18 protein-coding genes are annotated in these 24448 nt (G+C 72.1%); 12 read left to right on the forward strand and 6 right to left on the reverse strand.

Going from position 1 to position 24448, the window contains the following annotated elements; all coding sequences use genetic code 11:
• Positions 1 to 54: 54 nt before the first annotated feature.
• Positions 55 to 2211 (reverse strand): ATP-binding response regulator, encoded by a 2157-nt coding sequence (locus tag JKJ07_RS34490; RefSeq protein ID WP_307834550.1) that lies wholly within the window; start codon positions 2209 to 2211, stop codon positions 55 to 57.
• Between the two features lie 71 nt (positions 2212 to 2282).
• Here JKJ07_RS34490 and JKJ07_RS34495 point away from each other — a divergent pair, with 71 nt between their 5' ends.
• Positions 2283 to 5753, forward strand: a complete 3471-nt coding sequence (locus tag JKJ07_RS34495; RefSeq protein ID WP_202996142.1) for a PAS domain S-box protein — start codon at positions 2283 to 2285, stop codon at positions 5751 to 5753.
• Here JKJ07_RS34495 and JKJ07_RS51955 read toward each other — a convergent pair.
• Both JKJ07_RS51955 and JKJ07_RS34505 read right to left on the reverse strand, forming a co-directional pair.
• A complete protein-coding gene (locus JKJ07_RS51955; RefSeq protein ID WP_307834551.1) occupies positions 5723 to 7675 on the reverse strand; it encodes a serine/threonine-protein kinase in 1953 nt (650 codons plus the stop codon). The genes JKJ07_RS34495 and JKJ07_RS51955 overlap by 31 nt on opposite strands.
• Before the next feature lie 114 nt (positions 7676 to 7789).
• Complete coding sequence (locus tag JKJ07_RS34505) at positions 7790 to 9166, reverse strand: cation:dicarboxylate symporter family transporter (RefSeq protein WP_202996143.1); 1377 nt, start codon at positions 9164 to 9166, stop codon at positions 7790 to 7792.
• Between the two features lie 80 nt (positions 9167 to 9246).
• Here JKJ07_RS34505 and JKJ07_RS34510 point away from each other — a divergent pair, with 80 nt between their 5' ends.
• The 7 genes from JKJ07_RS34510 to JKJ07_RS34540 all read left to right on the forward strand — a co-directional run bounded on the left by JKJ07_RS34510 (position 9247) and on the right by JKJ07_RS34540 (position 16642).
• Positions 9247 to 10797: an ATP-binding protein gene (locus tag JKJ07_RS34510; RefSeq protein WP_202996144.1), complete on the forward strand. Its 1551-nt coding sequence runs from the start codon at positions 9247 to 9249 to the stop codon at positions 10795 to 10797.
• A 19-nt stretch (positions 10798 to 10816) separates the two neighbouring features.
• On the forward strand, positions 10817 to 11512 hold the full coding sequence (locus tag JKJ07_RS34515; protein WP_202996145.1) for a response regulator: 696 nt from the start codon (positions 10817 to 10819) through the stop codon (positions 11510 to 11512).
• Positions 11513 to 11583: 71 nt separating this feature from the next.
• Positions 11584 to 13155 (forward strand): GGDEF domain-containing protein, encoded by a 1572-nt coding sequence (locus JKJ07_RS34520; RefSeq protein ID WP_202996146.1) that lies wholly within the window; start codon positions 11584 to 11586, stop codon positions 13153 to 13155.
• Positions 13156 to 13197: 42 nt separating this feature from the next.
• Positions 13198 to 13611 (forward strand): MarR family winged helix-turn-helix transcriptional regulator, encoded by a 414-nt coding sequence (locus JKJ07_RS34525; protein WP_202996147.1) that lies wholly within the window; start codon positions 13198 to 13200, stop codon positions 13609 to 13611.
• Positions 13612 to 14470: 859 nt separating this feature from the next.
• Positions 14471 to 15115 carry a hypothetical protein gene (locus tag JKJ07_RS34530; protein ID WP_202996148.1) on the forward strand — a complete coding sequence of 215 codons (645 nt, stop codon included), beginning with the start codon at positions 14471 to 14473 and terminating at the stop codon, positions 15113 to 15115.
• A 7-nt stretch (positions 15116 to 15122) separates the two neighbouring features.
• Positions 15123 to 15989, forward strand: a complete 867-nt coding sequence (locus JKJ07_RS34535) for a phosphotransferase (protein ID WP_202996149.1) — start codon at positions 15123 to 15125, stop codon at positions 15987 to 15989.
• 32 nt (positions 15990 to 16021) lie between these two features.
• Positions 16022 to 16642: a cupin domain-containing protein gene (locus JKJ07_RS34540; RefSeq protein ID WP_202996150.1), complete on the forward strand. Its 621-nt coding sequence runs from the start codon at positions 16022 to 16024 to the stop codon at positions 16640 to 16642.
• Here JKJ07_RS34540 and JKJ07_RS34545 read toward each other — a convergent pair.
• A complete protein-coding gene (locus JKJ07_RS34545) occupies positions 16639 to 17376 on the reverse strand; it encodes a PIG-L deacetylase family protein (RefSeq protein WP_202996151.1) in 738 nt (245 codons plus the stop codon). The two genes, JKJ07_RS34540 and JKJ07_RS34545, sit on opposite strands and share 4 nt — an antisense overlap.
• A 53-nt stretch (positions 17377 to 17429) precedes the next feature.
• Here JKJ07_RS34545 and JKJ07_RS34550 point away from each other — a divergent pair, with 53 nt between their 5' ends.
• The gene (locus tag JKJ07_RS34550; RefSeq protein ID WP_202996152.1) at positions 17430 to 20675 is read left to right on the forward strand and encodes a hypothetical protein; all 3246 of its coding nucleotides are present in this window, start codon (positions 17430 to 17432) and stop codon (positions 20673 to 20675) included.
• 91 nt (positions 20676 to 20766) lie between these two features.
• Here JKJ07_RS34550 and JKJ07_RS34555 read toward each other — a convergent pair whose 3' ends face one another.
• Positions 20767 to 21726, reverse strand: coding sequence for a helix-turn-helix transcriptional regulator (locus JKJ07_RS34555; RefSeq protein ID WP_202996363.1), 960 nt, complete (start codon positions 21724 to 21726; stop codon positions 20767 to 20769).
• 70 nt (positions 21727 to 21796) lie between these two features.
• Between JKJ07_RS34555 and JKJ07_RS34560 the strand changes: the two genes are divergently transcribed.
• The 3 genes from JKJ07_RS34560 (at position 21797) to JKJ07_RS34570 (ending at position 23809) form a co-directional block, all read left to right on the forward strand.
• Complete coding sequence (locus JKJ07_RS34560; protein WP_202996153.1) at positions 21797 to 22360, forward strand: DinB family protein; 564 nt, start codon at positions 21797 to 21799, stop codon at positions 22358 to 22360.
• Positions 22357 to 22818 (forward strand): VOC family protein, encoded by a 462-nt coding sequence (locus JKJ07_RS34565; protein ID WP_202996154.1) that lies wholly within the window; start codon positions 22357 to 22359, stop codon positions 22816 to 22818. Before JKJ07_RS34560 ends, JKJ07_RS34565 begins: the two co-directional genes overlap by 4 nt.
• Positions 22819 to 22936: 118 nt before the next feature.
• On the forward strand, positions 22937 to 23809 hold the full coding sequence (locus JKJ07_RS34570; protein ID WP_202996155.1) for a class I SAM-dependent methyltransferase: 873 nt from the start codon (positions 22937 to 22939) through the stop codon (positions 23807 to 23809).
• A gap of 126 nt (positions 23810 to 23935) precedes the next feature.
• Here the strand turns inward: JKJ07_RS34570 and JKJ07_RS34575 are convergent, their stop codons facing one another.
• The gene (locus JKJ07_RS34575; protein WP_202996156.1) at positions 23936 to 24430 is read right to left on the reverse strand and encodes a YciI family protein; all 495 of its coding nucleotides are present in this window, start codon (positions 24428 to 24430) and stop codon (positions 23936 to 23938) included.
• Between the last annotated feature and the right edge of the window lie 18 nt (positions 24431 to 24448).

Below are 24448 nucleotides of genomic sequence, written 5' to 3' on the forward strand. Positions count from 1 at the left end.
GGTGGGTCTGTATACCCGGTGATCTTGGGCGGCGGCATTTCGGCAGCCTACTGGTCAGGCGCGGCGCAGCACCGACTGGACGCCGGCCAGCAGTTGGTCTCGGGTGTAGGGCTTGGCCACGATCATCGAGTCGGGTTCGAGATTGTTGCCGGCTTCGTCGATCAGGGCCTCGGCGAAACCCGACACGAAGACCACCCGCAGGTCGGGGCGGCGCTGCTTGGCCACCCGGGCCAGTTGGCGGCCGTTCATCCCGGGCATCACGACGTCGGTGATCATCGCGGCGATCGGGTCGTGGTGCCGGTCGAGCAGTTGCAGGGCCTCGGCGGCGTCGGCGGCCGAGAGCACGCGATAGCCCGCGCCGCCCAGGAATCGGGCGGTCACCTCGCGCAGGTCGGCCTCGTCGTCGACCAGCAGCAGCGTCTCGCCACCGCCGCCGGCCGTGATCGGAGGCGCCGGCACAAAAGCCGCCCCGCCCAGCAGCGCCGAGCCCGTTTTACGAGAGGCAGGCTCGACACGCGCCACCGGAGCGACCGACGCGGCGGGAACGGCCGACGCAGCAGAAACGGCCGACGCAGCGGAGAAAGCCAGCGCAGCAGAATCAGCGACCGCGGAAGAAGCGTCGGGGGCGGTCGACGGGCGTACGCCGGGAAGGGTGATCGTCGCGGTCGTGCCGGTTCCCTCGTCGGAGGTCAGCGTCAACTGCCCGCCCGCCTGGCTGACGATCCCGTGCGCGGTCGACAACCCCAGCCCGGCCGTCCCGGTCGACCGCTTGGTCGTGAAGAACGGCTCGAACGCCCGCTCGAGCACCTCCGCTGGCATCCCCCGCCCGGTGTCGTGCACCGTCACCACCGCGTCCCCGCCGGGCGAGGCCGCCGTCGTGATCGTGATCGTGCCGCCTTGGGGCATCGCGTCGGCGCTGTTGCTGACCAGGTTGACCAGCACCTGGCTGATCTGCCGGGGGTCGGCCCGCACGTCGGCCGCGCCCGGGGCCAACTGCAGGACGACCGAGGCCGCGCCGGCCGAGTCGCGCAGTGTCCCGAGCAGGTCGCGCAGCAGCGGGTTGAGGTCGAACGTGGTCGGCTGGGTGATCTCGCGCCGCCCGAAGGCCAGCAGCTGCTGGGTCAGCGCCTTGGCCCGCTCGCCGCCCTTGATCACCTGGCCGAGGTCGGCGGTCAAGGAAGCCGCTAGATCCGGCGGAAGCACATCGGCGGCCTCGTCCAGCGATTCGAGGGCCAGGGTGGTGTAGCCGAGGATCGCTCCGAGGATGTTGTTGAAGTCGTGCGCGGCCCCGCCGGCCATGCGCCGCAAGCTGTCCAGCCGTTCGGCGTCGCGCCGCCGGGCCTCGTCCTGCCGGCGCTTGCTCTCCTCGCGCAACCGTTCCTCGGCCGCCACCAGGTCGGAGACGTCGTCGACCATGAGGACGCCCCCGGCCAGCTCGGCCTCCTCGTCGTCCTGGATGTGCCGCAGCTGCAGCCGCAGGTAGCGCGCGGTGCCGCCGGGCAGTTCGAGGCAGTGGGTGAACCGGCGTTCGGACGCCCCGCCGCGCAGCAGGTCGAGGGCGGAGCGGCGGTCGGCGGCGTCCAGGCAGGCCAGCCAGCCCCGGCCGAGCAGCCCGGAGATCGGCGTACGCATGATCTCGGCCAGCCGCGGGTTGATGTAGTCGGCCTCGCCGTCCGCGTCGAGCAGGGCGATGCCGACCGGTGAGGCCACGGCCATCGCCTCGAAGCGCTGCTCGGTGTGGTGCAGCGCGCGCACCTTCTCGATCAGCTTGGCGTTGACCGCCTGCACGTGGGCCTGCGCGAAGTCGTCGGGCGGCACCACGTCGATCGAGACCGGCCCCTCGGCGAGCGCGGCGTCGATGGCGTCGAGCAGCTCGTCGGGGCTCTGCGAGCGCAGCACGACCTGGCTGACCCCGCACGCCTCGGCGATGGGCCGGGTCTCGGGCTCCAGGTAGTTCGCCGTATAGAAGATCACCGGGGCCTGGGCGGCGATCTCGTCGGGGTCGGTGCGCAGCCGGTGCACGAGCTCGAGGCCGTCGATGCCGGGCATGAGCACGTCGGAGACGACGATGTCGGGATGGTGCTCGTGGGCGAGGCGCAGCGCGTCGGCGCCGTCGTGGGCCTCGATCACGTCGTGGCCGCGATATCCCAGCAGCAAACGGACGATGTCGCGGTTCGCGGCGACATCGTCGACGACCATCACCGTCGCCACCGGCGGCTCCTCATCTGTCAATGTCCGTTATAAGACTAAAGCACAGAATTTCCCTTGTACGGTCAATGACCGTGAGCAACCGCACCGTGAGCAGCCGACACCTCGCCGCCGCCGCGGTGGCCGCCGGCGGGCTGGCCTGGGCCTGGCGCCGGCTCGCGCAGCGTCACGACCACCGCCGCACGCAGCGCTACATCCACCTCGCCGCGATCCTCAAGGAGACCGCCGCCCCGGCCTTCGTGAAGTCGCTCGACGGGCGCTACCAGATCGTCAGCCCGGCCTACGAGAAGCTGCACGGCCTGCGGCACGCGACCGGCCGCCACGACCACGAGGTGCACTCCCCCGAGCGGATGGCCGAGATCTCGCGCCACGACCGCGACGTGCTGACCGGCACCGGCCCGGTCGCGTACGAGGAGGAACTGGACGGCCGCTGGTACGTGACGACCCTGCACGCGCTGCGCGACGGGCGCGGCCGGGCGTACGCGATCTTCGGGGCCGGCGTCGACGTCACCCAGCTGCGCCTGGCCGAGGGCAAGTTCCGCAGCCTGCTCGACGCGTCGCCCGAGGCGATGGTGTGCGTCAACAGCGACGGGCACATCGTGCACGCCAACGGCCGGGCCGTCGAGCTGTTCCGCTACCCGCGCGACGAGATCATCGGCGCCGCGATCGAGACGCTCGTGCCGGGCGCGAGCCGCAAGATCCACGTACAGCATCGCAACCGCTATTTCGCCTCGCCGTCGGCGCGTCCGATGGGCGAGGGCATGCTGCTCACTGCGCGGCGCAAGGACGGCACCGAGTTCCCGGTCGACGTGAGCCTGTCCCCGGTGCAGGCCGAGGGGCGCACGATGGTGCTGGCCGCGATCCAGGACGTCACCGCGCGCCGGTTCCAGGCCCACACGAACGCGCGGCTGGCCGCGATCGTGGAGTCCTCCAACGACGCGATCGTCAGCAAGGCGCTCGACGGCACGATCCAGACCTGGAACTCGGGCGCCGAGCGGCTCTACGGCTACGAGGCGGCCGAGATGATCGGGCACGACGTCACCCGGCTGCTGCCGCCCGACCGGCTCGACGAGGAGAAGCACCTGCTGGGCCGGGTCAACCAGGGCGAGACGCTGCCGCAGCACGAGACCCGGCGGATGCGCAAGGACGGCCGGATCATCGAGGTGTCGCTGAGCATGGCCCCGATGCGCGACGACGACGGCCGGATCATCGGGGCGTCCACCGTCGCGCACGACATCACCGCCCGCGTGAAGGCCGAGAAGCGGCTGCGCCTGGAGCGCGAACAGCTCGAAATGATCATGGCCGCGGCCGCCGACCCGTTCTTCACGATGGACTCGCACGGCGTGATCCTGCAGTGGAACCGGCAGGCCGAGCGGATCTTCGGCTGGCCCCGCGAGGAGATCGTCGGCCGCGACGTCACGTCGACGGTCCTGCCCGCCCGCTATCACCCCGCGCTGCACCGGCTGCTCGACGGCCGCTGGGAGTGGCTGCTCAACCGGCCCACCGAGATGGCCGCCCGGCGGCACGACGGCGACGAGATGCCGGTCGAGCTGACCATGTGGCGCATCCGGCACGACGGCTCCTCGCACCTGCACGCGTTCGCCCGCGACATCAGCGCCCGCCTCGAGACCGAGCAGGCCCTGGCCCAGGCGCGCGACCAGGCGATCGAGACGGCCCGGCTCAAGTCGCAGTTCCTGGCGTCGATGAGCCACGAGATCCGTACGCCCATGAACGGCGTCATCGGCCTGACCAGCCTGCTGCTCGGCTCCACACTCGACGATCAGCAGCGCCGGTACGCCGAGGGGATCAGCACCGCCGGGTCGGCGCTGCTGGCGGTGATCAACGACGTGCTCGACTTCTCGAAGCTCGAGGCGGGCAAGGTGCTGCTCGAGGACACCAATTTCCAGCTGCGGCGGCTCGTCGACGACGTGGTCTCGCTGGCCGCCCCGCCCGGCACGACCAGTTCCGTGGCGATCGCCGGCGAGTGCGACCCGCGGCTGCCCACCACCGTCAGCGGTGACGCCGCCAAGCTGCGCCAGGTGCTGCTCAACCTGGCCGGCAACGCGATCAAATTCACCGCGTACGGGAGAGTCACGATCACCGTCACCCCCGACAGCGCGCTCTCGACGGGGCCCGATGCGGTTCCCGTACGGTTCGAGGTGCGCGACACCGGCATCGGGATCGATCGCCATCAGCAGGAGAAGCTGTTCGAGCCGTTCACGCAGGCCGACGCGGGCACGACCCGGCGGTTCGGCGGCACCGGCCTGGGCCTGGCCATCTCGCGCGACCTGGTCGAGCTGATGGGCGGGCACATCGGCGTGCACAGCGAACCCGGGCAGGGCAGCACGTTCTGGTTCACCGTCACCCTGCGAGCCGCGCGGGCCGGGGTCGACGTGTCCGAGCATCACGCCCTCGACGGGCTGCGGGTGCTGATCGTCGACCAGGACGAGAACGACCGGGCCGTGCTCTCGGACCAGCTCGCGGCCTGGTCGATGCAGGCCACGGGGGTGGAGCGGGGCGAGGAGGCGTACGAGATCCTGCGCGACGCCGCCGCCACCGGACGCCCGATCGACCTGGTGATCCACGACGGCGCCTTCGAGCGGGTCCCGGCCGGCACGCCCGCGCCGAAGACGATCCTGCTGATCAACGACGACGAGAAGCTGCCCTCGGAGCCCGACCCGGCGGCGATGTCGGCCGCGTTCACCAAGCCGTTGCGGCAGTCGCAGCTCTACGACGCGCTGGTCGGCGTGCTGGCCGTCGACGATCAGCTCGCGTCACCGCCGGCCGCCGCGGCCACCGGCTCCGGGCACGTGCTGCTGGTCGAGGACAACGACATCAACCGTACGGTGGCGCTGGGCATCCTGGCCAACCTGGGCTACTCGGCCGACGTCGCCACCAACGGCCGCGAGGCGGTGCGGATGGCCGCCGGGCACCGCTACCAGCTGATCTTCATGGACTGCCTGATGCCCGAGATGGACGGGTACGCGGCCACGGCCGAGATCCGCCGGCAGGAGGGCGCCGACCGGCACGTCCCGATCATCGCCCTGACCGCGAGCGCGCTGGCCGAGGACCGGGCCCGCTGCCTGCAGGCCGGCATGGACGAGCACCTGGCCAAGCCGCTCGTGCCGGCCGACGTGGCCGCGGCGCTGGCCCAGTGGGCGACGCCGTCGGTCGTCACGCAGATCGAGCAGCGCCTCGACCAGTTGCGCGGCCCCGACCCGGCCGAGAGCGCGCCGATCATCGCCCGGCTGCTGCGCTCGATGGCCGACCGGATCCCCGGGCACGTCGAGAAGATCAGCCAGGCCCTGGCCCTCGACGACGCCGAGACGCTGCGCAACGAGGCCCACCAGCTCAAGGGCATCATGGCCAACATCGGCGCCCAGGACGCGGCCGACGCCTGCGGCACGCTCGAGGAGCGGGCCCGGGTCTCCGACCTCGACGCGGCCGTGGACGCCCTGGCCGCGCTGCGCCCGTGCCTGGACGCCGTCCGCGACGCCGTCGACGCGATCCTGGCTCAGTCGCAGTTGTCGAAGTCGCTGAAGTAGGACTGGTCGTCGATCGTCCCGCCCCACTTGATGCACGCCTCGCCGGCCTGCGCCTTGACCGGGCCGACGTAGTCGATCGAGGAGCTGTTGTCCTGGGCCGGGGGCTGGCCCTCGACCTCCAGGTACGCCGACATGGGCGACTTCTCGCCGATCCCGGTCAGCTTGACCGTGACCACGCAGCTCTCGTCGCCGTCCTCGTTGTGGAGCAGGTAGACCCGGCCGCTGGTGTTGCCGCCCTTGAGGTTCTTGCGGTCGACCACCTCGAAGCCGCCGCCGCAGGCCGCGACCGGGTCCTGGGGCTGCGCCGCGGGCGCGGTCGTCGGGTCGGGAGTGGGCGTCGCCTTGTCCGTGGTCTTGCCGGGCTCGGGGGTCTTCGTCTTGGTGCCGCCGGTCTTGCCGGGCTTGGCGGTCGGCGCCGTGGTCGTGTCGTCGATCGCCACGCCGCCGTCGCCCGAGTCGTCCGGCCCGCCGCCGGTCAGCGAGGGCCAGGCCACGGCCGTGCCGACGCCGCCCACGGCGACCAGGGCCGCCACGGTGGCCGCGATGATCGTCATCCGGCGCCGCTTGTCCGACCCGCCCGGCGTGTCAGCGCCGAACGAACCCGAGCCGCCGGTCCCGCCGAAGCCGCCGCCACCTGACCCTGCCGCCGCGCCCGGCCGCGGGACCGAGGCCGCGCCGGAGACCGAGGCCGAGCCCGACGTGTTGAAGCCGGCCTGCGGGGCCCGGCCGGCTTGCGCCCGGCCCTGCTGGAACCCGCCCTGCGCGCCGGACGGGAAGCCGCTTTGCGGGCCGCTCGGGTAACCGCTTTGCGAGCCGCTCGGGTAACCGCTTTGCGAGCCGCTCGGGTAACCGCTTTGCGAGCCGCTCGGGTAACCGCTTTGCGAGCCGCTCGGGTAGCCGCTTTGCGGGCCGCTCGGGTAGCCGCCGACCCGCGTCGCCGCCGGGCCCGCGGCCTGAAAACCCCCGGCCTGCATGCGGCTCGAGGTCTGCCCTGGCTGCCGCGGCCCGACCTGAGCCCGGCCCGAGCTGGGGAAACCCGCCGCTGTGTGCCCCGGCCCGCCGTTCGGCCGGTAGGGGCGCGTCTGCGGCGGCACCCCCGCCCCGCCCTGCGCGCGGCCGGGCGACCGGGCGACCGAGGCCAGCTCGGCGGCGCTGGCGAACCGGTGCGATGGCTCCTTGGCCAGGGTGCGCAGCACCAGCGCGGCCACCGGCTGGGGCACGTCGGGCGGCAGGGTGGGCAGTTCCCCGTACACCAGCTGGGTCAGCACCTGCAGCGGGTTGTCCCCGACGTAGGGCGGGCGCCCGGTGAGGCAGCAGTAGGCGACGGCGCCCAGCGCGTACACGTCGGTGGGCGGGCCGATCGGCTTGCCCTCGGCCTGCTCCGGGGCCATGTAGTTGGCCGAGCCTAGCACCACGTTCGTGCCGGTCAGGCCGTTCGCCGTGGCCGACCGGGCGACACCGAAGTCGACCAGCACGATCGCGCCGCCGGGGCGTACGAGAAGGTTGGCCGGCTTGACGTCGCGGTGCACGATGCCCGCCTCGTGCGCGACCTGCAGCGCGTCGGCCACCTGGGCCACGATCGCCATGGTCTCGGCCGGGCTGAGGCGGCCCGCCTGCTCGATCCGCTTGGCCAGCGGGATGCCCTCGACGAACTCCATGACCAGGTAGTCGCCGTCGGCGGTCTCGCCGTAGTCGTAGACCTGGACGATGCCGGGGTGACGCAGCGCGGCCATCATGCGCGCCTCGGTGCGGAACCGGGTGACGAACTCGCGGTCGCTGCGCAGCGCGGGGAGCATCACCTTGATCGCGACCTGGCGGTGCAGCATGACGTCCTCGCCACGCCAGACCTCACCCATGCCGCCTGCGGCCAGGCGTTGGGTCAGGCGGTAACGGTCGCTGAGCATGGCTCCGGGGGCAAGCACCCGATCATGTTACTCAAGCCCGGAAAGCACCCCGACGGACAGAGCGGCCCGGCCTCCCCCGGTGGAGGGGGAAGGCCGGGCCGCTGAGGTGGCACCGGATGGAGGCCCGCTGGGTCAGGCCTTGGCGGCCGGCGCCGGTTCCGGGGTGGCGTCAGGATCGGGCGACGGGGTGTCGTCGTCGGCGTCGTCGAGCATCGTGGCCTCGTCGAACGGGTCCTCGCCGGCCAGCACGGACCGGACCTTGTCGCGGTCGATCTCGTTCGTCCACGTGCCGACCAGCACGGTGGCGACCGCGTTGCCGGCGAAGTTGGTCAGGGCCCGCGCCTCCGACATGAAGCGGTCGATGCCGACGATCAGGCCGACCCCGTCGACCAGTTCGGGGCGGTGGCTCTGCAGGCCGCCGGCCAGGGTGGCCAGGCCGGCGCCGGTGATGCCGGCCGCGCCCTTGGAGGCGATGACCATGAAGACCAGCAGGGAGATCTGCTCGCCGATGGAGAGCGGCTGGTCCAAGGCCTCGGCGATGAACAGCGAGGCCATGGTCAGGTAGATCGCCGTGCCGTCGAGGTTGAAGCTGTAGCCGGTCGGGACGGTGATGCCGACGACCGGCTTGCTGACGCCCAGGTGTTCCATCTTGGCGATCAGGCGGGGCAGCGCCGACTCCGACGACGACGTCGACAGGATCAGCAGGAATTCGCGGCCGAGGTATTTCAGCAGCGAGAACAGGTTGAGCCGGGTGAACAGCCAGAGCAGCGCGCCGAGGATGACGAAGACGAAGATCGCGCAAGTGATGTAGAAGGCGATCATGATCTGGGCCAGGCTCTTGAGCGCGTCGACGCCGGTCTCGCCGACCACCGCCGCGATCGCGCCGAACGCGCCGATCGGGGCCAGCCACATGATCATGGCCAGGATCTTGAAGACGAGCCGCTGGATGACCGTGATCGCGCGCAGCACGGGCTCGCCGCGGCGGCCCAGGCCCTGCACGGCGAAGCCGACCAGCAGCGCCACGAGCAGGGTCTCGAGCACCTCGCCGTCGGTCAGCGACGAGAGCAGGCTGTTGGGGATGATGCCGAGCACGAAGTCGGCCAGGCCCTCGTCGGCCGTGTCGCCCACCTGCTTCTGGCCGGCCGCGGCGGCTGCGGCGTCGAGGTGCAGGCCGGAGCCGGGGTGGATGATGTTGCCGACCACGAGGCCGATCGCCAGCGCCGCGGTCGACATGATCAGGAAGTAGCCGAGGGCGAGACCGCCGACCCGGCCGACCTTGGCCGCCTGCCGGATCGAGCCGACGCCGAGCACGATCGTGCAGAAGATGACCGGGGCGATCATCATCTTGATCAGGTTCACGAACCCGGTGCCGATGGGCTTGAGTTCCTTGGCGACGTCGGGTGCCGCGAGACCGACGGCGATGCCGGCCAGCACCGCGACGATCACCGCCAGGTAGAGGTAGTGCGTTCTGTCCCGCCGGACCCGCGGAGTGGGGGTTTGGGTCTCCATGCCGCAGACTGTGTCCTGCGTCTCACCCCGGGCGCGACATTGCGTTCATTCTGTTTACCGCAGGGAACCGGACCGGAAATATGCCGATCACAAGACGGTGGAGCATCGCCCGTCAGCTCTTCGTGCTCCAGGTGCTGGTCGTGACCACGCTGGTGGCGATCGGCACGGCGGGCGCGGTGCGGCTGGCGCAGGAGGACACCGAGCAGGCGGCCATCGACCAGGTGGTCGGCATCGCGTACGCGGTGGCGAACTCCCCCACGGTCGTCGAGGCGCTGCACGAGCGGAACCCGTCGGCGATCCTGCAGCCGTACACGGAAAGTGTGCGGCTCGCGACGAACACCAACTTCATCGTCGTGATGGCCCGCGACCGCACGCGTTTCACCCACACCAGCCCCGAGCTGATCGGGCGTCCGTTCATCGGCTCGATCGACGACGCCCTGCACGGCGGCACGGTGGTCGAGAAGAGCGTCGGCACGCTGGGCGAATCGGTGCGCACGGTGGTTCCGGTGACCGAGCGCGGCGCCGTCGTCGCCCTGGTCTCGGTCGGCATCACGACCCACGCCCTCAACCAGAAACTGCTTTCCCGTACGCCGGCGGTGGCGTTCCCGACCGCGCTGGCGCTCTTGATCGCGGCCGCCGGGTCGTGGCTGCTCAGCCGCAGGTTGCGCCGCCAGACCCACGGCCTCGGGCCGGCCGAGATGACCCGGATGTACGAATACCACGACGCGGTGCTGCACTCCGTGCGCGAGGGCCTGGTCGTGGCCGACCGCGCGGGCCGGGTGACGCTGGTCAACGACGAGGGCCGCCGCCTGCTGGGCCTGACCGACGACTCCCTCGACATGCCGCCCGAGGTCAGCGAGCTGCTCGCGGCCAAGACCCCGGTCGCCGACGAGCCCGTGCTGGCCGGTGACCGGATGCTGGTGGCCAACCAGCGGGTGATCCGGTCGGAGGGCCAGACGGTCGGCACGGTCCTGACGCTTCGCGACCACACCGAGCTGCGTACGCTCACCGGCGAGCTGGATTCCGTACGGGGTCTGACCGAGGCGCTGCGGTCGCAGGCCCACGAGGCGGCGAACCGGCTGCACACCGTCCTGACCATGGTCGAACTCGGCCGCACCGAGGAGGCACTGCAACTGGCGACCGCCGAACTGGCCGTGGCCCAGCAACTGACCGACCAGGTGGTGGGGTCGGTCAGCGAGCCCGCCCTGGCCGCGCTGCTGCTGGGCAAGTCGGCCCAGGCCGCCGAGCGCGGCGCCCAGCTGGTGATCGACGACGACTCGCGGCTCGGGGACCCGACGCCGCTGCCCAGCCGTGACCTGATCACGGTGGTGGGCAACCTGGTCGACAACGCGCTCGAGGCGGTGGCCGGCACCGAGGCCCCGCGCGTGGTGACCGTGCTGGTGCGCGAATCCGACGGTGAGGTGCTGGTGCGGGTCGGCGACACCGGGCCGGGCCTGCCGGAGGGGGCGTTCGCCCGGGGCTGGTCGACCAAGGCGCAGGGGCGCGGGCTGGGGCTGGCGCTGGTCAAGCAGGTGTCCGACCGGCTTGGCGGCAGCATCGACGTCACCGCGGCCCCGGGCGGAGGAGCCCAGATCACCGTACGGCTTCCCGTCCCGGCCGTGGTCCCGTGAGCGCGCCGGTCGTGGTCCCGTGAGCGCGATCCGCGTCCTGGTCGTCGAGGACGAGCCGCTCCTCGCCGACGCTCATGCGGCGTACGCGGGAAGGGTTGAAGGTTTTGAAGTGGCGGGTGTGGCGCACACCGCGCAACGGGCGATGGCCACGCTGCGCGCGACGCCGGTCGACCTGGTGCTGCTCGACCTGCACCTGCCCGACATGAACGGCCTCGAGCTGACCCGGGCCCTGCGCGCGGCCGGCATCGGCACGGACGTGCTGGTCGTGACCTCGGCCCGCGACCTCACGGTGGTCCGCTCGGCCGTCTCGTTGGGCGTAACGCACTATTTGCTCAAACCATTCACGTTTGCTACATTTCGTGAGAAGCTGCTCGGGTACGCCCGGTATCGCGAGCAGATGCGCGGCGTCGAGCAGGTGGCGGCGCAGCATGAGATCGATCGCGCGTTCGCGGCGCTGCGCGGCTCCTCCCCCGACACCCTGCCCAAGGGTCTCGACCAGGGCACGCTCGACCTGATCCTGGGCGTGCTGCGGGCGGCGCAACCGGGCGGGCCGGCCGGGCTGTCGGCGGCCGAGGTGGCCGCGCGGATGGGCGCCTCCCGCGTCACCGCGCGCCGCTATCTGGAACACCTGGCCGAAACCGGACAGGTCAACCGCAGTCCCCGCTACGGCGGACCGGGCCGGCCCGAGGTCGAATACCGGTTCGCTGAGCGCTGATTCTTCCGCAAGACCGGCGCCTTATCCGCAAGTCACGCGTCATCCGGCCGATAGCAAGGCCAGGAGGCGCAATGCAACCGGTACAGGAAGTGGTCCGTCTGCTGGAGCAGGCGCAGGCCGGGCAGGCCGTCGAGGCGGTCGCCCGTGCCGACGTGCTGCTCGGCGACGCCGAAGTCGACGACGAGGGCAACGTCGACGGCGATCACGCCTGCCTGCATTTCGTCCGCGTCATCGCCTTCAACGTGCTCGGCGACATCCCCGCCTTCGAGGACGCCGTCGACCGGATGCTGCTGACCGAGGCGTCGCCGGGCTGGCGGGCCGCCGCGCTGGCCTCCCGGGCCGGCACCCGCTCCCGCATCGGTGAGGCCCAGGCGGCCCCCTACGACCTCGACGGCGTGCTGCACGACCTGGTGACGGCGGAGAGCCTCGTGCTCGACGAGACCGAACCGGTGGCCGCCGTGAACGCGCGCGTCGCCATCGCCATCGCCTTCTACGAGCTGCGCCTCTACGAGCTCGTCGGTCAGCACTACGAGGCCGCGTACGCCCTCAGCGCCAAGCTCGGGCCGGCCAACGGCAACCGGGCCATGTGGCTGATCAACCTGGCCGAGCTGCACCTGGTCTGGGCGCTCGAGCTCTACCAGGTCGGCGACGGCGCGACCGCCGAGACCCACACCACCCGGGCCGAGGAGTACGGCAAGCGGGCGGCCGAGGAGGCGCAGGGCCCCGACGCCGAGGTCTGGTCGGACTACGCGCTGCTCGCCGCGGCGTGCGCCATGGCCGACCGGCAGCTCCCGATCGCGGCCGCCACCGAGATCGGCTACTACCTGGGCCGGCTGCGGGCGCACGGGATCAGCCCGCTGCTGCTCGCCTTCTCCGGGCCGTTCCACGCGGTCGCGCTGCGCCGCTCGGGTGCGCTCGACGAGGCGCTCGAGGTGATCGAGCAGGCCATCGCCGCGCTGCCGACGGACACCGGCGTCGTGCTGACGGCGGCCCACCACCACACGCACGCGCAGCTGCTGGCCGCGCTGGGGTCGTCGGTGGCCGCGGCCGGCACCGCGTACGGCCGGACGCTCGCGGTCGCGCTCTGGCAGCAGCGGCTGCGCACGCTCAACTCGGTCGAGACCATCCGCTCGATGGAGCAGCTGCGCGTCGAGGCCTGGGTCGACCCACTGACCGGGCTGGCCAACCGGCGCGCGTTCGACGCGGCGGTGCGCAGCTACGAGGGCGGCGCCGACATGTGGGCGACCGTGCTGGTGATCGACACCGACAAGTTCAAGCAGATCAACGACACCGACGGGCACGCGGCCGGTGACGCCGCGCTGCGGGCGATCGCGGAGTCGCTGTCCGGGCTCGTCCGCGCGGACGACCTGGTGGCCCGGCTCGGCGGCGACGAGTTCGCCGTGCTGCTGCCCGGTCTCGGCAACGCGCTGGGCCGGGAGGTGGCGCAGCGGATGGCCGAGGCCGTCCGGGCCCTCGACGGCCCGGCCACGCTCAGTATCGGCGTGGCGGGCGGCCCGGCCTCGACGTTGCCCTCCGTGGTCGAACTGGCCGACGCGGCCATGTACAAGGCCAAGCGCCGCGGCGGCGACGGCGTCGAGGTGCACGAGGTGCACCTGGCGAGCTCGCAGCCCGTCGCCGCCTGACCGTTAACCACCTGAATCATTGCGCGCGGCTATGGTGGCCGCATGGCAAGCACTCCGCTGGAGACGTTGTCGTTCCGGTTGGCCCTGCTGGGCGCGGCCCACGAGGCGTCACTGGCCGCGCGTCTGGCGGCCCTGGACCTCAAGCCCAAACACGTGGCCCTGCTCAGCCTGCTCCGCTCGCGCGGCGCGGAGTCGCAGGTGGAGCTGGCCGCGGCCCTCGGGGTGGCGCCCAGCCTGGTGGTCCTGCTGGCCGATCGCCTGGCCGAGCGAGGGGCCATTCAGCGCGTACGGGATCCGGCCGATCGCCGCCGGCAAAGCTTGCGGCTGACCGCGGAGGGCGCCCGGCTGCTCGACGCCGCCACCGCCGAGGCGGCCACCCTGGACGACACGCTCGGCTTGTCCGCCGACGACCGCGCGGCCCTGGACCGAATACTGGACAGCCTGCTGGAACAGTAACCATCCGGCCCCGCTCACCAGCGACGCCACGAGCGCGCCGCCCAGCAGGGCCGGCCACGCCCGCCACAACCGATGAGCGGTAGCCAGCCACACGAGGACGACAACGGGCAGCCCGATCATGAGGTTCTGCCCCGCGGCGTAGGCGGAGAACCCGAAGTGAAGCGTGAGCGGTTGCCCCGGGGGCGCGAGAAACGCTTGGGCCCAGCCGTCGCCGGAGAGCAACCCGCAGGCCAGACCTAGCGCCGCCGCAGCCCTTGCGCCCCGGCCAGTCGTCGCGGGACCAGCCGTCGCGAGGCCGCCACAAGCACCGTCGCCCGACGCCTCAGCGCTGCCCCTCACGAGCCAGCCCAGAAATCCGAGCACTGCGCCGGCCACGACCGATCCCGTCAACCAGACGGCCGTCATGGTTCCGACGTCGAGCAGCCCGTCGACGACCGCTCCGCCCGCCAGCCACCGGCGGGTGCCGACCAGAATGAGCGAGTAGTAGACGAGGGTTGCCGTCATCAGCAGCGCCGTGGCCCGCCCCACGGCCCGGCGAGCACCGCGGTCAGTGACCGGCGTCGCCCATCCGGCGAGGAAAGCGGCCAGGCCCCACGGAAAGCCGCTGCTGGTCAGCGCGACCATCACCCGACCGGCGGCCCCGTCCACAAAGTCGGCCGCAAACGCGAGCAGCCCGAGCAGGACCGCAACCACCGCGGTGCCACCACCCGGCAGCCGGCGCCGAGTCGCTTGGTCCACCACCACTGAGCCCCCGTTGTCTGCCGGCTGCAAACCCTATCGGCCCGGTTCGCTGGGGACACGGGTGGGATTTCGGTGCGGGAGTGACCAGGTTCGGTCGGTTATGGAATTCTTTCGGGCTATGACGACGCCGCAGCCGCCCGAGCAGTCTCAGCCCGCATCGGTTCCGCCCCCGGCAGCGGGTGCGGCCGAGCCCGCGGCGGAGAACCCCTGGCAGCGGCCGGCGCCCGAAGCCACCCCGGCGGCGAGCGGCCAAGCCCCAGCCGAAGGCGACGCATCACCTCACACGGCAGCCGCGCCCGCGCCGGTCGCAGCCCCGGACCCCGCCGGTGTCTGGCCCAACCAGGGCGTAGAGGTCCCCGGCCCGCAGGAGGCCGCGCCGCCGAGAACCGACAACGGCTCGCGGCGGCTGTTGCTCGCCGGTGGCGTAGGCGTGCTGGCCGGCGCCCTGATCGTCGGCATCCTCTGGGCGGCCAGTTCGTTCGTGGGCGGCGGCGGCGGCAACGACGCCGAAGCCGACGCCGCCGCGGCCTGCGGTGTCTTCGAGCGGGTGCCCGACACCTGGCAGCCGGAGACGCTCACCGACCAAACCACCTACCAGCTCGGCGGCGCCATCGCGCTCGCCCAGGCGGCCGGGAACGCCGACGAGGACTACCGGGTGCTGGCCGCGCAGGCGCAACAGGTGCAGCAGGCGGTCGTCACCTTCAACCTGAGCCGGGTCGCGCAGCTGGTCGTCGACGTGCGCAACACGTGCAACGAGCTCTGACGAGCGCATGCACGCCGATCAGCTCGACATTCCGCTCGCCACGGTTCGCGCACTGGTCGACGCCCAGTTCCCGCAGTGGCGTGACCTGCCGTTGCGCGCGCTCGACACCCAGGGCACGGTCAACGCGATCTTCCGGCTGGGCGACACGTACACGCTCCGCTTCCCGCTGCGGCCTCGCCCCGGCGCCCGCGAGTGGCTGGAGCGTGAGGCCGCCGCCGCGAGCGAACTGCTCGGCCGTACGAGGTTCGCCACCCCGGAACCGGTCGCGCTCGGTGAGCCCGGCCCCGGTTACCCGCTGCCCTGGGCGGTCCAGACGTGGCTACCGGGCGTGGTCGTCACTGACGAGGCCCTCGGTGACGACTTCGCGCGAGACCTGGCCGAGTTCATCTCCGCCGTACGGTCCCTGCCCACGCACGGCCGCACGTTCTCCGGCGAAGGCCGCGGCGGCGAGCTCAAGTCGCAGGACGAGTGGCTGGAGATCTGCCTCGAGCACGACCCCGCCCAGCGCCCGCTCTGGCAAGAGCTGCGCGAACTCCCCCGCGGCGACACCCCCGACACGATGACCCACGGCGACCTGATCCCGGGCAACATCCTGCTCACCGCCGACGGCCACCTGTCCGGCGTCCTCGACGTGGGCGGCCTGTCCCCCACCGACCCCGCCCTCGAACTGGTCGGCGCCTGGCACCTCCTGGAAGCCGGCCCCCGCCGCACGCTGCGCGAAGCGCTGAACGTCACCGACCTCGAGTGGCAGCGCGGCAAGGCGTGGGCCTTCGTCCAGGCGATGGGCCTGCCCTGGTACTACGCCGAAACCAACCCGCCGATGGCCCGCATCGGCCTGCGCACCCTCGCCCGCATCGCCCAGGACGCTTTTTGACATCGACTACATCGGATGGTGGGGTGGTGCTCGTGAAAGGTCAGGTTGTGCACTCCCCTGCCGGCGAGCGTGTTGTTCTTGACGATGTCGGGCAGGCGGTGCTGCTCGACAACGAGATCGTCCGCGTGTGGGACGTCGCCCTGCAGGCCGGCGAGACCCACCCGTGGCATCTGCACCACAACCCGTACGTGGTGCTCTCGATCTCGGGCTCCGAGGCCCGCATGGACTGGTTGGACGGCAGCGAGCCGCGCTTTCTGAACGAGTATCGCGGCGGCTCGGTCTATCGGCCGCTCTCGCCCGTGCACCGGCTGACCAACATCGGGCAGCGGTTCTATCAGAATCGGCTGGTCGAGCTCAAAGACCTGGGCGAGAGCCTGCCCGAGCCGCGCGACATCGGGGCCGGTGACCGCAGCGTCGAGGGGCAGCGGCCGGGCCCGGCCACGGCGGACGGGCGGCTGCCGGTCATCGCGCACCCGCATGTGAGCGTGTGGACGGTCGAGGTCGGCGCGGACGAGGCCCGCAAGCTCGACCTCAGCGACCGCCCCCACGTCATCGCCGAGCTGGCCAAGGACGGCGCGGTCGCCTACCACCCGGGCGGCCCGCTCACGCTGACCGGCCCGGGCGAATGGTTCGTCCTGGAGTTGACCTACTAGAACAGGTCGAAGCGGAACACCTCGAAACCGGTCGCGTATTTGACGCCCATCCGCGCGCCGGTCTGCCGGGCGAAGCCCTCCAGGAACTCCTCCGCGTCGAAGTCGCCCGAGCCGAGGCCGCGCAGGTAGGCGTCGTGCGCCTCCAGCGACCGCACGCCCAGCTCGAACGTGCCGGTGATGTCGACGCCGTGCCGGCCGCGGGGCGAGCCGCCCGCCCACACCTGCTTGACGCCGTCCCACTTCTCCTGCTCGAGGTCGCGGAACACCCAGCGGTTGGCGGCGTCGCGGACGGCGTCGAGCACGGTCCGCCCCGTCACGATGTGGTCGGCCATGTTGAGGGCGGCGCCGTCGGGGTCCCAGCTGTCGCGGAAGTTGTTGGTGATCACGATCTCGGGCCGGTGCTCGCGGATCGAGCGGGCCAGCAGCTTGCGCAGCGCCACCCCGCCCTCGAGCACCCCGTCGGGCAGGCCGAGGAACTCGACGTGCGACACCCCGACGATCTTCGCCGACTCCCGCTGCTCCCGTTCGCGCAGCGGGCCCGCCTCGGCCGGGTCCATGCCGTCGATGCCGGCCTCGCCGCTGGTCAGCAGCACGTATCTCACGTCTTTGCCCTGGGCCGTCCAGCGGGCGATCGCGGCCGCCCCGCCGAACTCCAGGTCGTCGGGGTGCGCCACGATCGCGAGCGCGCGCTGCCAGTCCTCGTCGAGCGGCTGCATCTGAGCGTCATCGGTCATGGCCACCATCATCCGCCGAAAACCTCTTGATCGACTGGGCGACAATTGGAGTCGTGCTCAAGTCCACGGGGGATCTTCTCGCTTCGCTCGACCCTTTCCCGTACGGGGTGAGGATGGCTCGCGTCGCGGCATGGGCCCGCACGGCCCCCGATCGCGCCGAGGTCTGCGCGGAGCTGCGCGCCGCCGGCCCGTACGAGCGCTCGCTGGCCCTCACCGCGGCCCAGGTCACCAGCGCCACCGACGAGGTGCGGCTGGCCCTGACCGACCCCGACGCGGCCCTGCGCGCCCGGGCCCTGCAGAGCGTGCTGACGACCGCGGAGCTTGACCTCGACCGTCCCGTCACCGAGCGTCGCCTGATCTATCGCACGCTGCGTCGCGTCGACGCCCCCGCCGCGGCCGATGCGCTGCTCCCCCGCGTCCGGGAGGCGTACGGGGATCAGGAGGCCGCCGCCCTGCTGCCCGCCTGCGGCGCCGAGGTCGTCCGCGCGGCCCTGCCCGGCCTCGACCACGCCACCAACCTCACGGCCGTCGCCCGCCGCCACCCGGCCGTGCTGCTGGCCCACCTGACCGCGCAGCTCGAGGCGGCCGATCCGGAGCGCGCTGCCCGCATCTGGGCCCGCGCCGGTCACGCCGTGCTGCACTGCGACCCGGCCGGCGTGCTCGACCTGCTGGAACGGCACGGCCCCGAGACTTATCTGCCTGGAAACCTTCCCCGGTACGGGGTGCTGGCCGCCCACGACCCGCGCCGGGTGGCCGCCCTGCTGGCCGCCGCGCCGCGCGCGAACTGGATCGCGCACCGGCCGCTGCCCCGTGCCCTGACGAGCCGCCTGGCCGCGCTGCCCGACGCGGAGTTGCTGCCGCTGGCCCAGCGGGTCCGCGACGGCTCCGGATACGCGAACCTGCTGGCCGCCCTGCCGCCGAGCCGCCGCGCCGCCCTGCACAACCGGACCGTCGGCTCGGCCGGCAGCACGCTCGACCCGCTCACGATGGAGCTGCTGCCCCACGCCGTACGGGAAGACGAGGCCCGCCGTCAGATGACACGCCCGTTCGCCCGGGGCAACGAGTCGGTCATGCGCGCGCTGAGCGCCTATCTGCCGTGGCCGGAGGCCCGCGACGCGATCGTGCAGGCAACCGGCAGCGGTGACGCCGCGGAGCGGGCCAACGCGTACGCGAAGCTCATCGACGCCGCCCGCCGCTCGCGGGACCCCGAGGCGGTGACCGAGGCCCTCGGGCTGCTCGGCCGGCTGCGCAACGAACAGGACCCGGTGCGCTCGACCGTGCTGCTCACCCTGGCGCACGTCGCGCCGCTGCTGACGCCGGCGACCGCCGACCGGCTGACCCGGCTCACCACCGATGCCGTCGAGGCCCGCGACGCCTCCGCGCAGTCGCTGGCCGCCTTGAGCGCGCTGGCCGTCCGCGTGCTGCAGCAGCACGTCGACGAGCCCGCGCTGCGCGACTGGGCGCTGCTGACGATCGACCTGACCGCGGCCGGCAAGTCGGTGCCGATGCTCGGCCGCTTCGACCGCACGCTGCGCCGCGGCCAGGAGGTGATGGTCTTCGACCGGCTGCGGGGCTGGGCCGAGGCCGGGATGGACCGGGGCTTCTTCGAGCCGCTGTTCGCCCTCACCCGGGCGCTCGGCAAGCGCGCATGGAACGTCGACGGCCTGCAGGCGTTGCTGCGCTCGGCGATCGCCCCCGGCAACGTGCCCTCGGTCCATCGCACGGCGGCCGAGCTGTGGCTGGCCGATCCGCGGGCCCGGCCCGTACGGGTGGCCGAAGTGCTCGACGTCGACCCGTCGATCGTGGCCGAATCCCGGACGGTCTGGCGGACCCTCTGCGGGAGCCGCACCGACCTGCTCGACCGGGTGCTGAACCGGACCCCGCGCGGCCGGTTCCTCAAGGAAGGCGTGCGCTGGGTGCCGCCGTGGCCGGACTTCTGCGAGCGGTGGCTGCCTCGCCAGCAGGCGGTCTTCGTCCAGCTGCACGAGCGGATCGCCGACGACACCGGGGCTACGCGGCATCAGCGGGCCGCCTCGATCCAGGCCGCCGCCCGGGTTCCGGTGCTGGGCTCGGCGATCGCGCTGCGCTACGCGGAATCGTCCGACGTGGTGCTGGCCGAGGCGGCGCTGGGCGCGCTGGTGTGGACCGACCGGCCCGAACAGGCGTTGGCCACGCTGCTCGCGCACGCCGGCGACGACCGGGCGCGGGTCGCCATGTACGCGGCGGGCCGGGCCGCCCGGTTCGTGCCGCCGTCGCGCCTGCCCGCGCTGCTCGACCCGATCCTGCTCGGCCGGGCCAAGGTGACCAGCCGCAAGGAGGCCGCGCGGCTGCTGAGCCAGTTCGGGCCGCCGGCGTCGATGGGGACGCTCATGACGGCGTACGGGACGGAAGGTCAGCATCGGGACGTGCGCGCGGCCCTGATCGCGGCGGCGCGGGCCCGGCTGTGGGCCGCCGAGAGCTGGACGATTCTCGAGGCCGGGATCGCGGGCAGCCGGGAGGAGCGGCAGGCCGTGCTGGCGGGCAAGCCGGGCGGGATGGCCGAGCGCTACCGGGCCCGGTTCGCCGCGCTGGTCGACGCGGCCTGCCGCAGCGACGACCAGCTGATCCGCGCCGTCGCGTTCGCGCTGGTGCCGGACTGGGCGCCCTGGCTCGGCGACGTCACCGGGCTGGTCGTCGACCGGCTCACCGACCTCGACGCCTACCTGAACCGGTACGAGACCGCCGCGCTGGTCGGCACCCTGCACGCGGGCGGGCTGGAGACGGTGTGGCAGCGCCTGACCGACGCCGACGCGACCGACGACCCGGGCAGCGCCGAGCGCGACCGCCCGTGGCGCGAACGCCTCGACGACCTGGCCGACGCGGTGGACACCTGGGCCGCCCGAGCCGACCCCGCCGTCGACCGCGGGCCGGCCCTGACCGCCGCGCGCTCGCTGGCCGACCGGGACGGGTTCCTGACGCCGGCGCTCAAGATGATGGTCGCGCTGGGCGGTTCGGACGTGCTGGACGAGGTCGCCGACCGCTGCGCGGATCGTCCGATCGTGGCCTACCATGCCGCGCAGACGCTGACCTCGTATCTGACCCGCGTGGAGTCGATGTTCGACGCCGGGGCGCAACTGGTCCGCGCGACCGACTTCGAGCAGCGCGGCGGCCTCGCCCACGGGCTGTTCGCGGTGGCCCTGACCCGGCGCGGCTACCGGCTGGGCTGGCCCGTCGAGTGGCGCGACCGGCTGCGCTCCTTGCGGCGGCACCCCGACCCCGACGTCCGCGACGCGGCCACCGCCGTAGTCATGACCTGGTGACGGCGTGCAGTCGCTTCGTCATACGCTCGTGACGGCAGCGGCGCGCCGTCGCTTCGTCATGCGCTGGTGACTGCTGGCGCGCGTAGCTTTTTCATGCGCTGGCGGCCGCCGCGCGTAGCCGGTCGGCCAGCACTGCGCAGCGCCCGCGCAACTCCGGCGGATCGAGCACCTCGAAGTCGTGACCGAGCAGCACCATGTGCATCAGGATGAAGTCGAGGTCGGCCGCCCCGCTGAGCACCTCGCAGGTCGTGTCCGTCCTCGCGCGCACGACCGCCGCCGAAGCCGGGATCAACGCCCGAATCGTCTCCGCCCTCGCCCGCACAAGAAACCGCGCCTGATACCGGTAAACGCGGCTCGACACGCTCTCCTGCACGAACTCGGCCGCATCGGGCGCTTCCCGCGGCCTGAACCGCCACGACTTCTCCGATATTTCCGACATCCGATCGACGCGAAATGTCCGCCAGTCGTCGCGGCCCAGGTCGAAGGCCAGCAAATACCAGCGCCGATCCGAGGCCACCAGACGGTAGGGCTCGACCTCCCGCTCGGTGCCCCCGTCATCTGAGACGCCTCGACCGCCGACACCCCGACCCGCGTAGACGAAACGGACCAGCACGGAGTCGCGGCAGGCTCGGGCCAGCGTCATCAGCGCCTCGGAGTCGATCGCCGGCCGGCCTCCCCCGAAGGACGAAACCGACTCCGCGAGCGCCCGCACCTCATGGCGCAGCCGGGACGGCAGCACCCGGTCCAGCTTGGTCAGCGCCCGTAACGCGGCATCCCCGCTCTCCGCCCCGGCCAGCAGCGCGACGGCCGTGGCGATGGCCTCCTCGTCGTCGAAGAGCAGCGGCGGCAGCGCCTGACCCGCCCCGAGCTGATACCCGCCGCCCACGCCCTGCCCCGCGTTGACCGGATAGCCCAGCACGCGCAAACGCTCAACATCGCGCCGAACCGTGCGCGTGGTGACGCCGAGTCGCTCGGCCAGCTCGGGCCCGGTCCACACCCGGCGTTGCTGCAGCAGCCCGAGCAGGGCGAGGACCCGCTCGGTCGTCCCCATGTCGTCCACGCGCACACTCTTTCAGACATCGCGGACCGATCCTGTCCTCGTTCCGTGTCAGGGTGTGCGTATGGACGGCTTCGACTGGAACCAGACACTGCGCGAGCAACTCGAATGGCATTGGAACAACCACCTTCGCGCAAGACTGAACGGCCTGACCGACGACGAATACTTCTGGGAACCCGCCCCCGACACCTGGAGCGTGCGGCCCCGCGGCACGTCGACGGCCCCGATGCAGGCGGGCAGCGGCGACCACACGATCGACTTCGCCTACCCGGAGCCCGTCCCGGCCCCGATCACGACCATCGCGTGGCGCCTCGGGCACGTCATCGTCGGAGTGCTCGCCGTGCGCAACTTCGCTCACTTCGGGGCGCCCGAGGCCTCGTACGAGAAATGGAACTATGCCGCCACCGCGGACGACGCTCTCGCGCAGTTGGATGAGCAGATCGGCGTGTGGCTGGCCGGAGTGCGCAACCTCGAACAAGATGGGCTGCGCGAACCGTGCGGTCCGGCCGAGCCCTACCCCGACGCGCCGATGGCCACGCTCGTCCTGCACATCCACCGCGAACTGATCCACCACCTGTCCGAGGTCAGCCTGCTGCGCGACCTCCACCTCCGAAAGGCCACCCGATGAGCCGCACGATCCAGGTCACCTTCGACGCCCACGACCCCAAAACGCTGTCCATCTTCTGGCGCGACGCGCTCGGCTATGTGCACCCCGGCCCGCCCGGCGTCACCGTCGAGCCCGGCACCGACCCGCTTGACGCCTGGGACGATTTCCTCGAACAGAACAACGTCCCCATGGCGCGCCGCAACTCCGCCTCCGCCCTCGAGGACCCGGACGGCACCGGCCCGCGCATCTTCTTCCAGCAGGTCCCCGAGGACAAGGTGGCCAAGAACCGCCTGCACCTGGATCTGCGCGCCGCCCCCGGCCTGGACGGCGACGACCGCATGGCCGCCCTCGAGAAGGAATGCGACCGCCTGGTCGCCCTGGGCGCCAAGCGCGTCAGCCGCTCCGAGCCCAACCTGCCCCTCAGCGCCGGCTTCATCGTCATGAACGACCCCGAAGGCAACGAGTTCTGCCTCGACTGAAACCCATCAACCCGTACGAATCGTCATCTCGAACAAGAGCATCGAGGCAGAACCGAGGGTCACGTGCCGGCCTGGGCGAAACCCCAGGCCGTAGCGCACGCACGGGATAATGCGCGGCATGGCCAACCTCGGACACCTGTTCAACGACGTGCCGGACCTGTACGACCGGGTCCGCCCCGGCTACCCCGAGGCCCTGTTCGACGACCTGGCCGCGCTGGCCGGTCTGCACCCTGGTTCACCGGTGCTCGAAGTGGGCGCCGGCACCGGCCAGGCCACCGTGCCCCTGGTGGCGCGCGGTTTCACGGTGACCGCCCTGGAACCCGGCCACGCGCTGGCGGCACTCGCTCGCAAAAAGACTCGTCTCGACGTGATCAAGCCCAGGCCCGGAGCCGCCGGCGCCGGCACGGTCGAACCCACGTCCGAGGCCGTCCGCACCGACTTTGCCGAACCGACGTTCAAAGCGGCCGGCGCCGACGTGATCGAGTCCACGTTCGAGCAGTGGGAGGCCGGCTCGCGCCGCTTCGACGCAGTGGTCGCCGCCTCCTCGTGGCACTGGGTCGACCCGGCCGTCGGCTGGCGCAAGGCACACGACGTGCTACGCCCTGGCGGCCGGCTCGCCCTGCTGGGCCACGTGGTGATCCGCCGCCCCGACGAGCCCGAGGTGTACGCCGAGACGGCCGACCTGCACGAGCGCTACTCCCCCGGCAACCCCGACTGGGGTCACCCGCCGGTCGAGCAGGAAGTGCGCAACTCCGATCAGTCCCTGCACGACCTGTTCGCACCCACGATCGTCCGCTGGTATCCGACCGAGCAACACTTCGACGGCCAGGGCTTCGCCGACCACCTGCGATCGAACTCGCCCTACCGCCGACTGCCCGCCGACGTCCGCGAACCCCTGCTGGACGCCGTTGCCGACCGCATTCGCACACACATGGACAACCACGCAGTACGCCGCTACCTCACCGTCCTACGCATAGGACAGCGCAACTAAGCACCGCGTTCGAGCGCCACACTTCTCCGGCGCCCGCCCAGTTCCAGGGGCATCATCGCGGTCGGAGGCGGCACGGCGAGGCCGCGCGTTTGAGCAATGCGCGTTTGGCGGTTGAGCGCTGCGTGGCTAGGGCTGGCGGCCGCCTCGGCGCCACGGGTGGACCGTTGCGTCGTCGGGGGCCGAGCGGATGGCGGCTTCCAGCGACGGCGCCTGCAGCAGCGCGGCCCGGCCTGCGTGCGCGGCGCCGTCGAGGGCGAACAGATCCCCGTACGCGAAAAGGTGTTTGCTCGTGATCGGCGCGACGCCACCGGCGATGACCAGATAGCCGGAGTCGCTCGGAACCGCGCGGCCGAGCAGGTTGACGTAGCGGCACAGCATCACCGACTCGAAGACGCCGCCCAGGTAATACGGCTCCTCGTACGCGAAGGTGCGCGCGGCCGCGACGTCGGGCAGGTCGACGATGTGCAGGCTGCCGGTGGGATCGCCGTGGTCGTCGAGCGTGGGGCCGCGGGCGATGAGGCGATCCGCGTACGGGTCGAGGAACGTCCAATGATGCTCGGTGAGGTCCATTTTGAGCTGCAGCGAGCCGGGACGGTCGCGGCCGTACACAAAGAACTGCACGAATACCTCTGTCGGACA

This window comes from Paractinoplanes lichenicola (assembly GCF_016785085.1).
Taxonomy (GTDB): Bacteria; Actinomycetota; Actinomycetes; order Mycobacteriales; family Micromonosporaceae; genus Actinoplanes; species Actinoplanes lichenicola.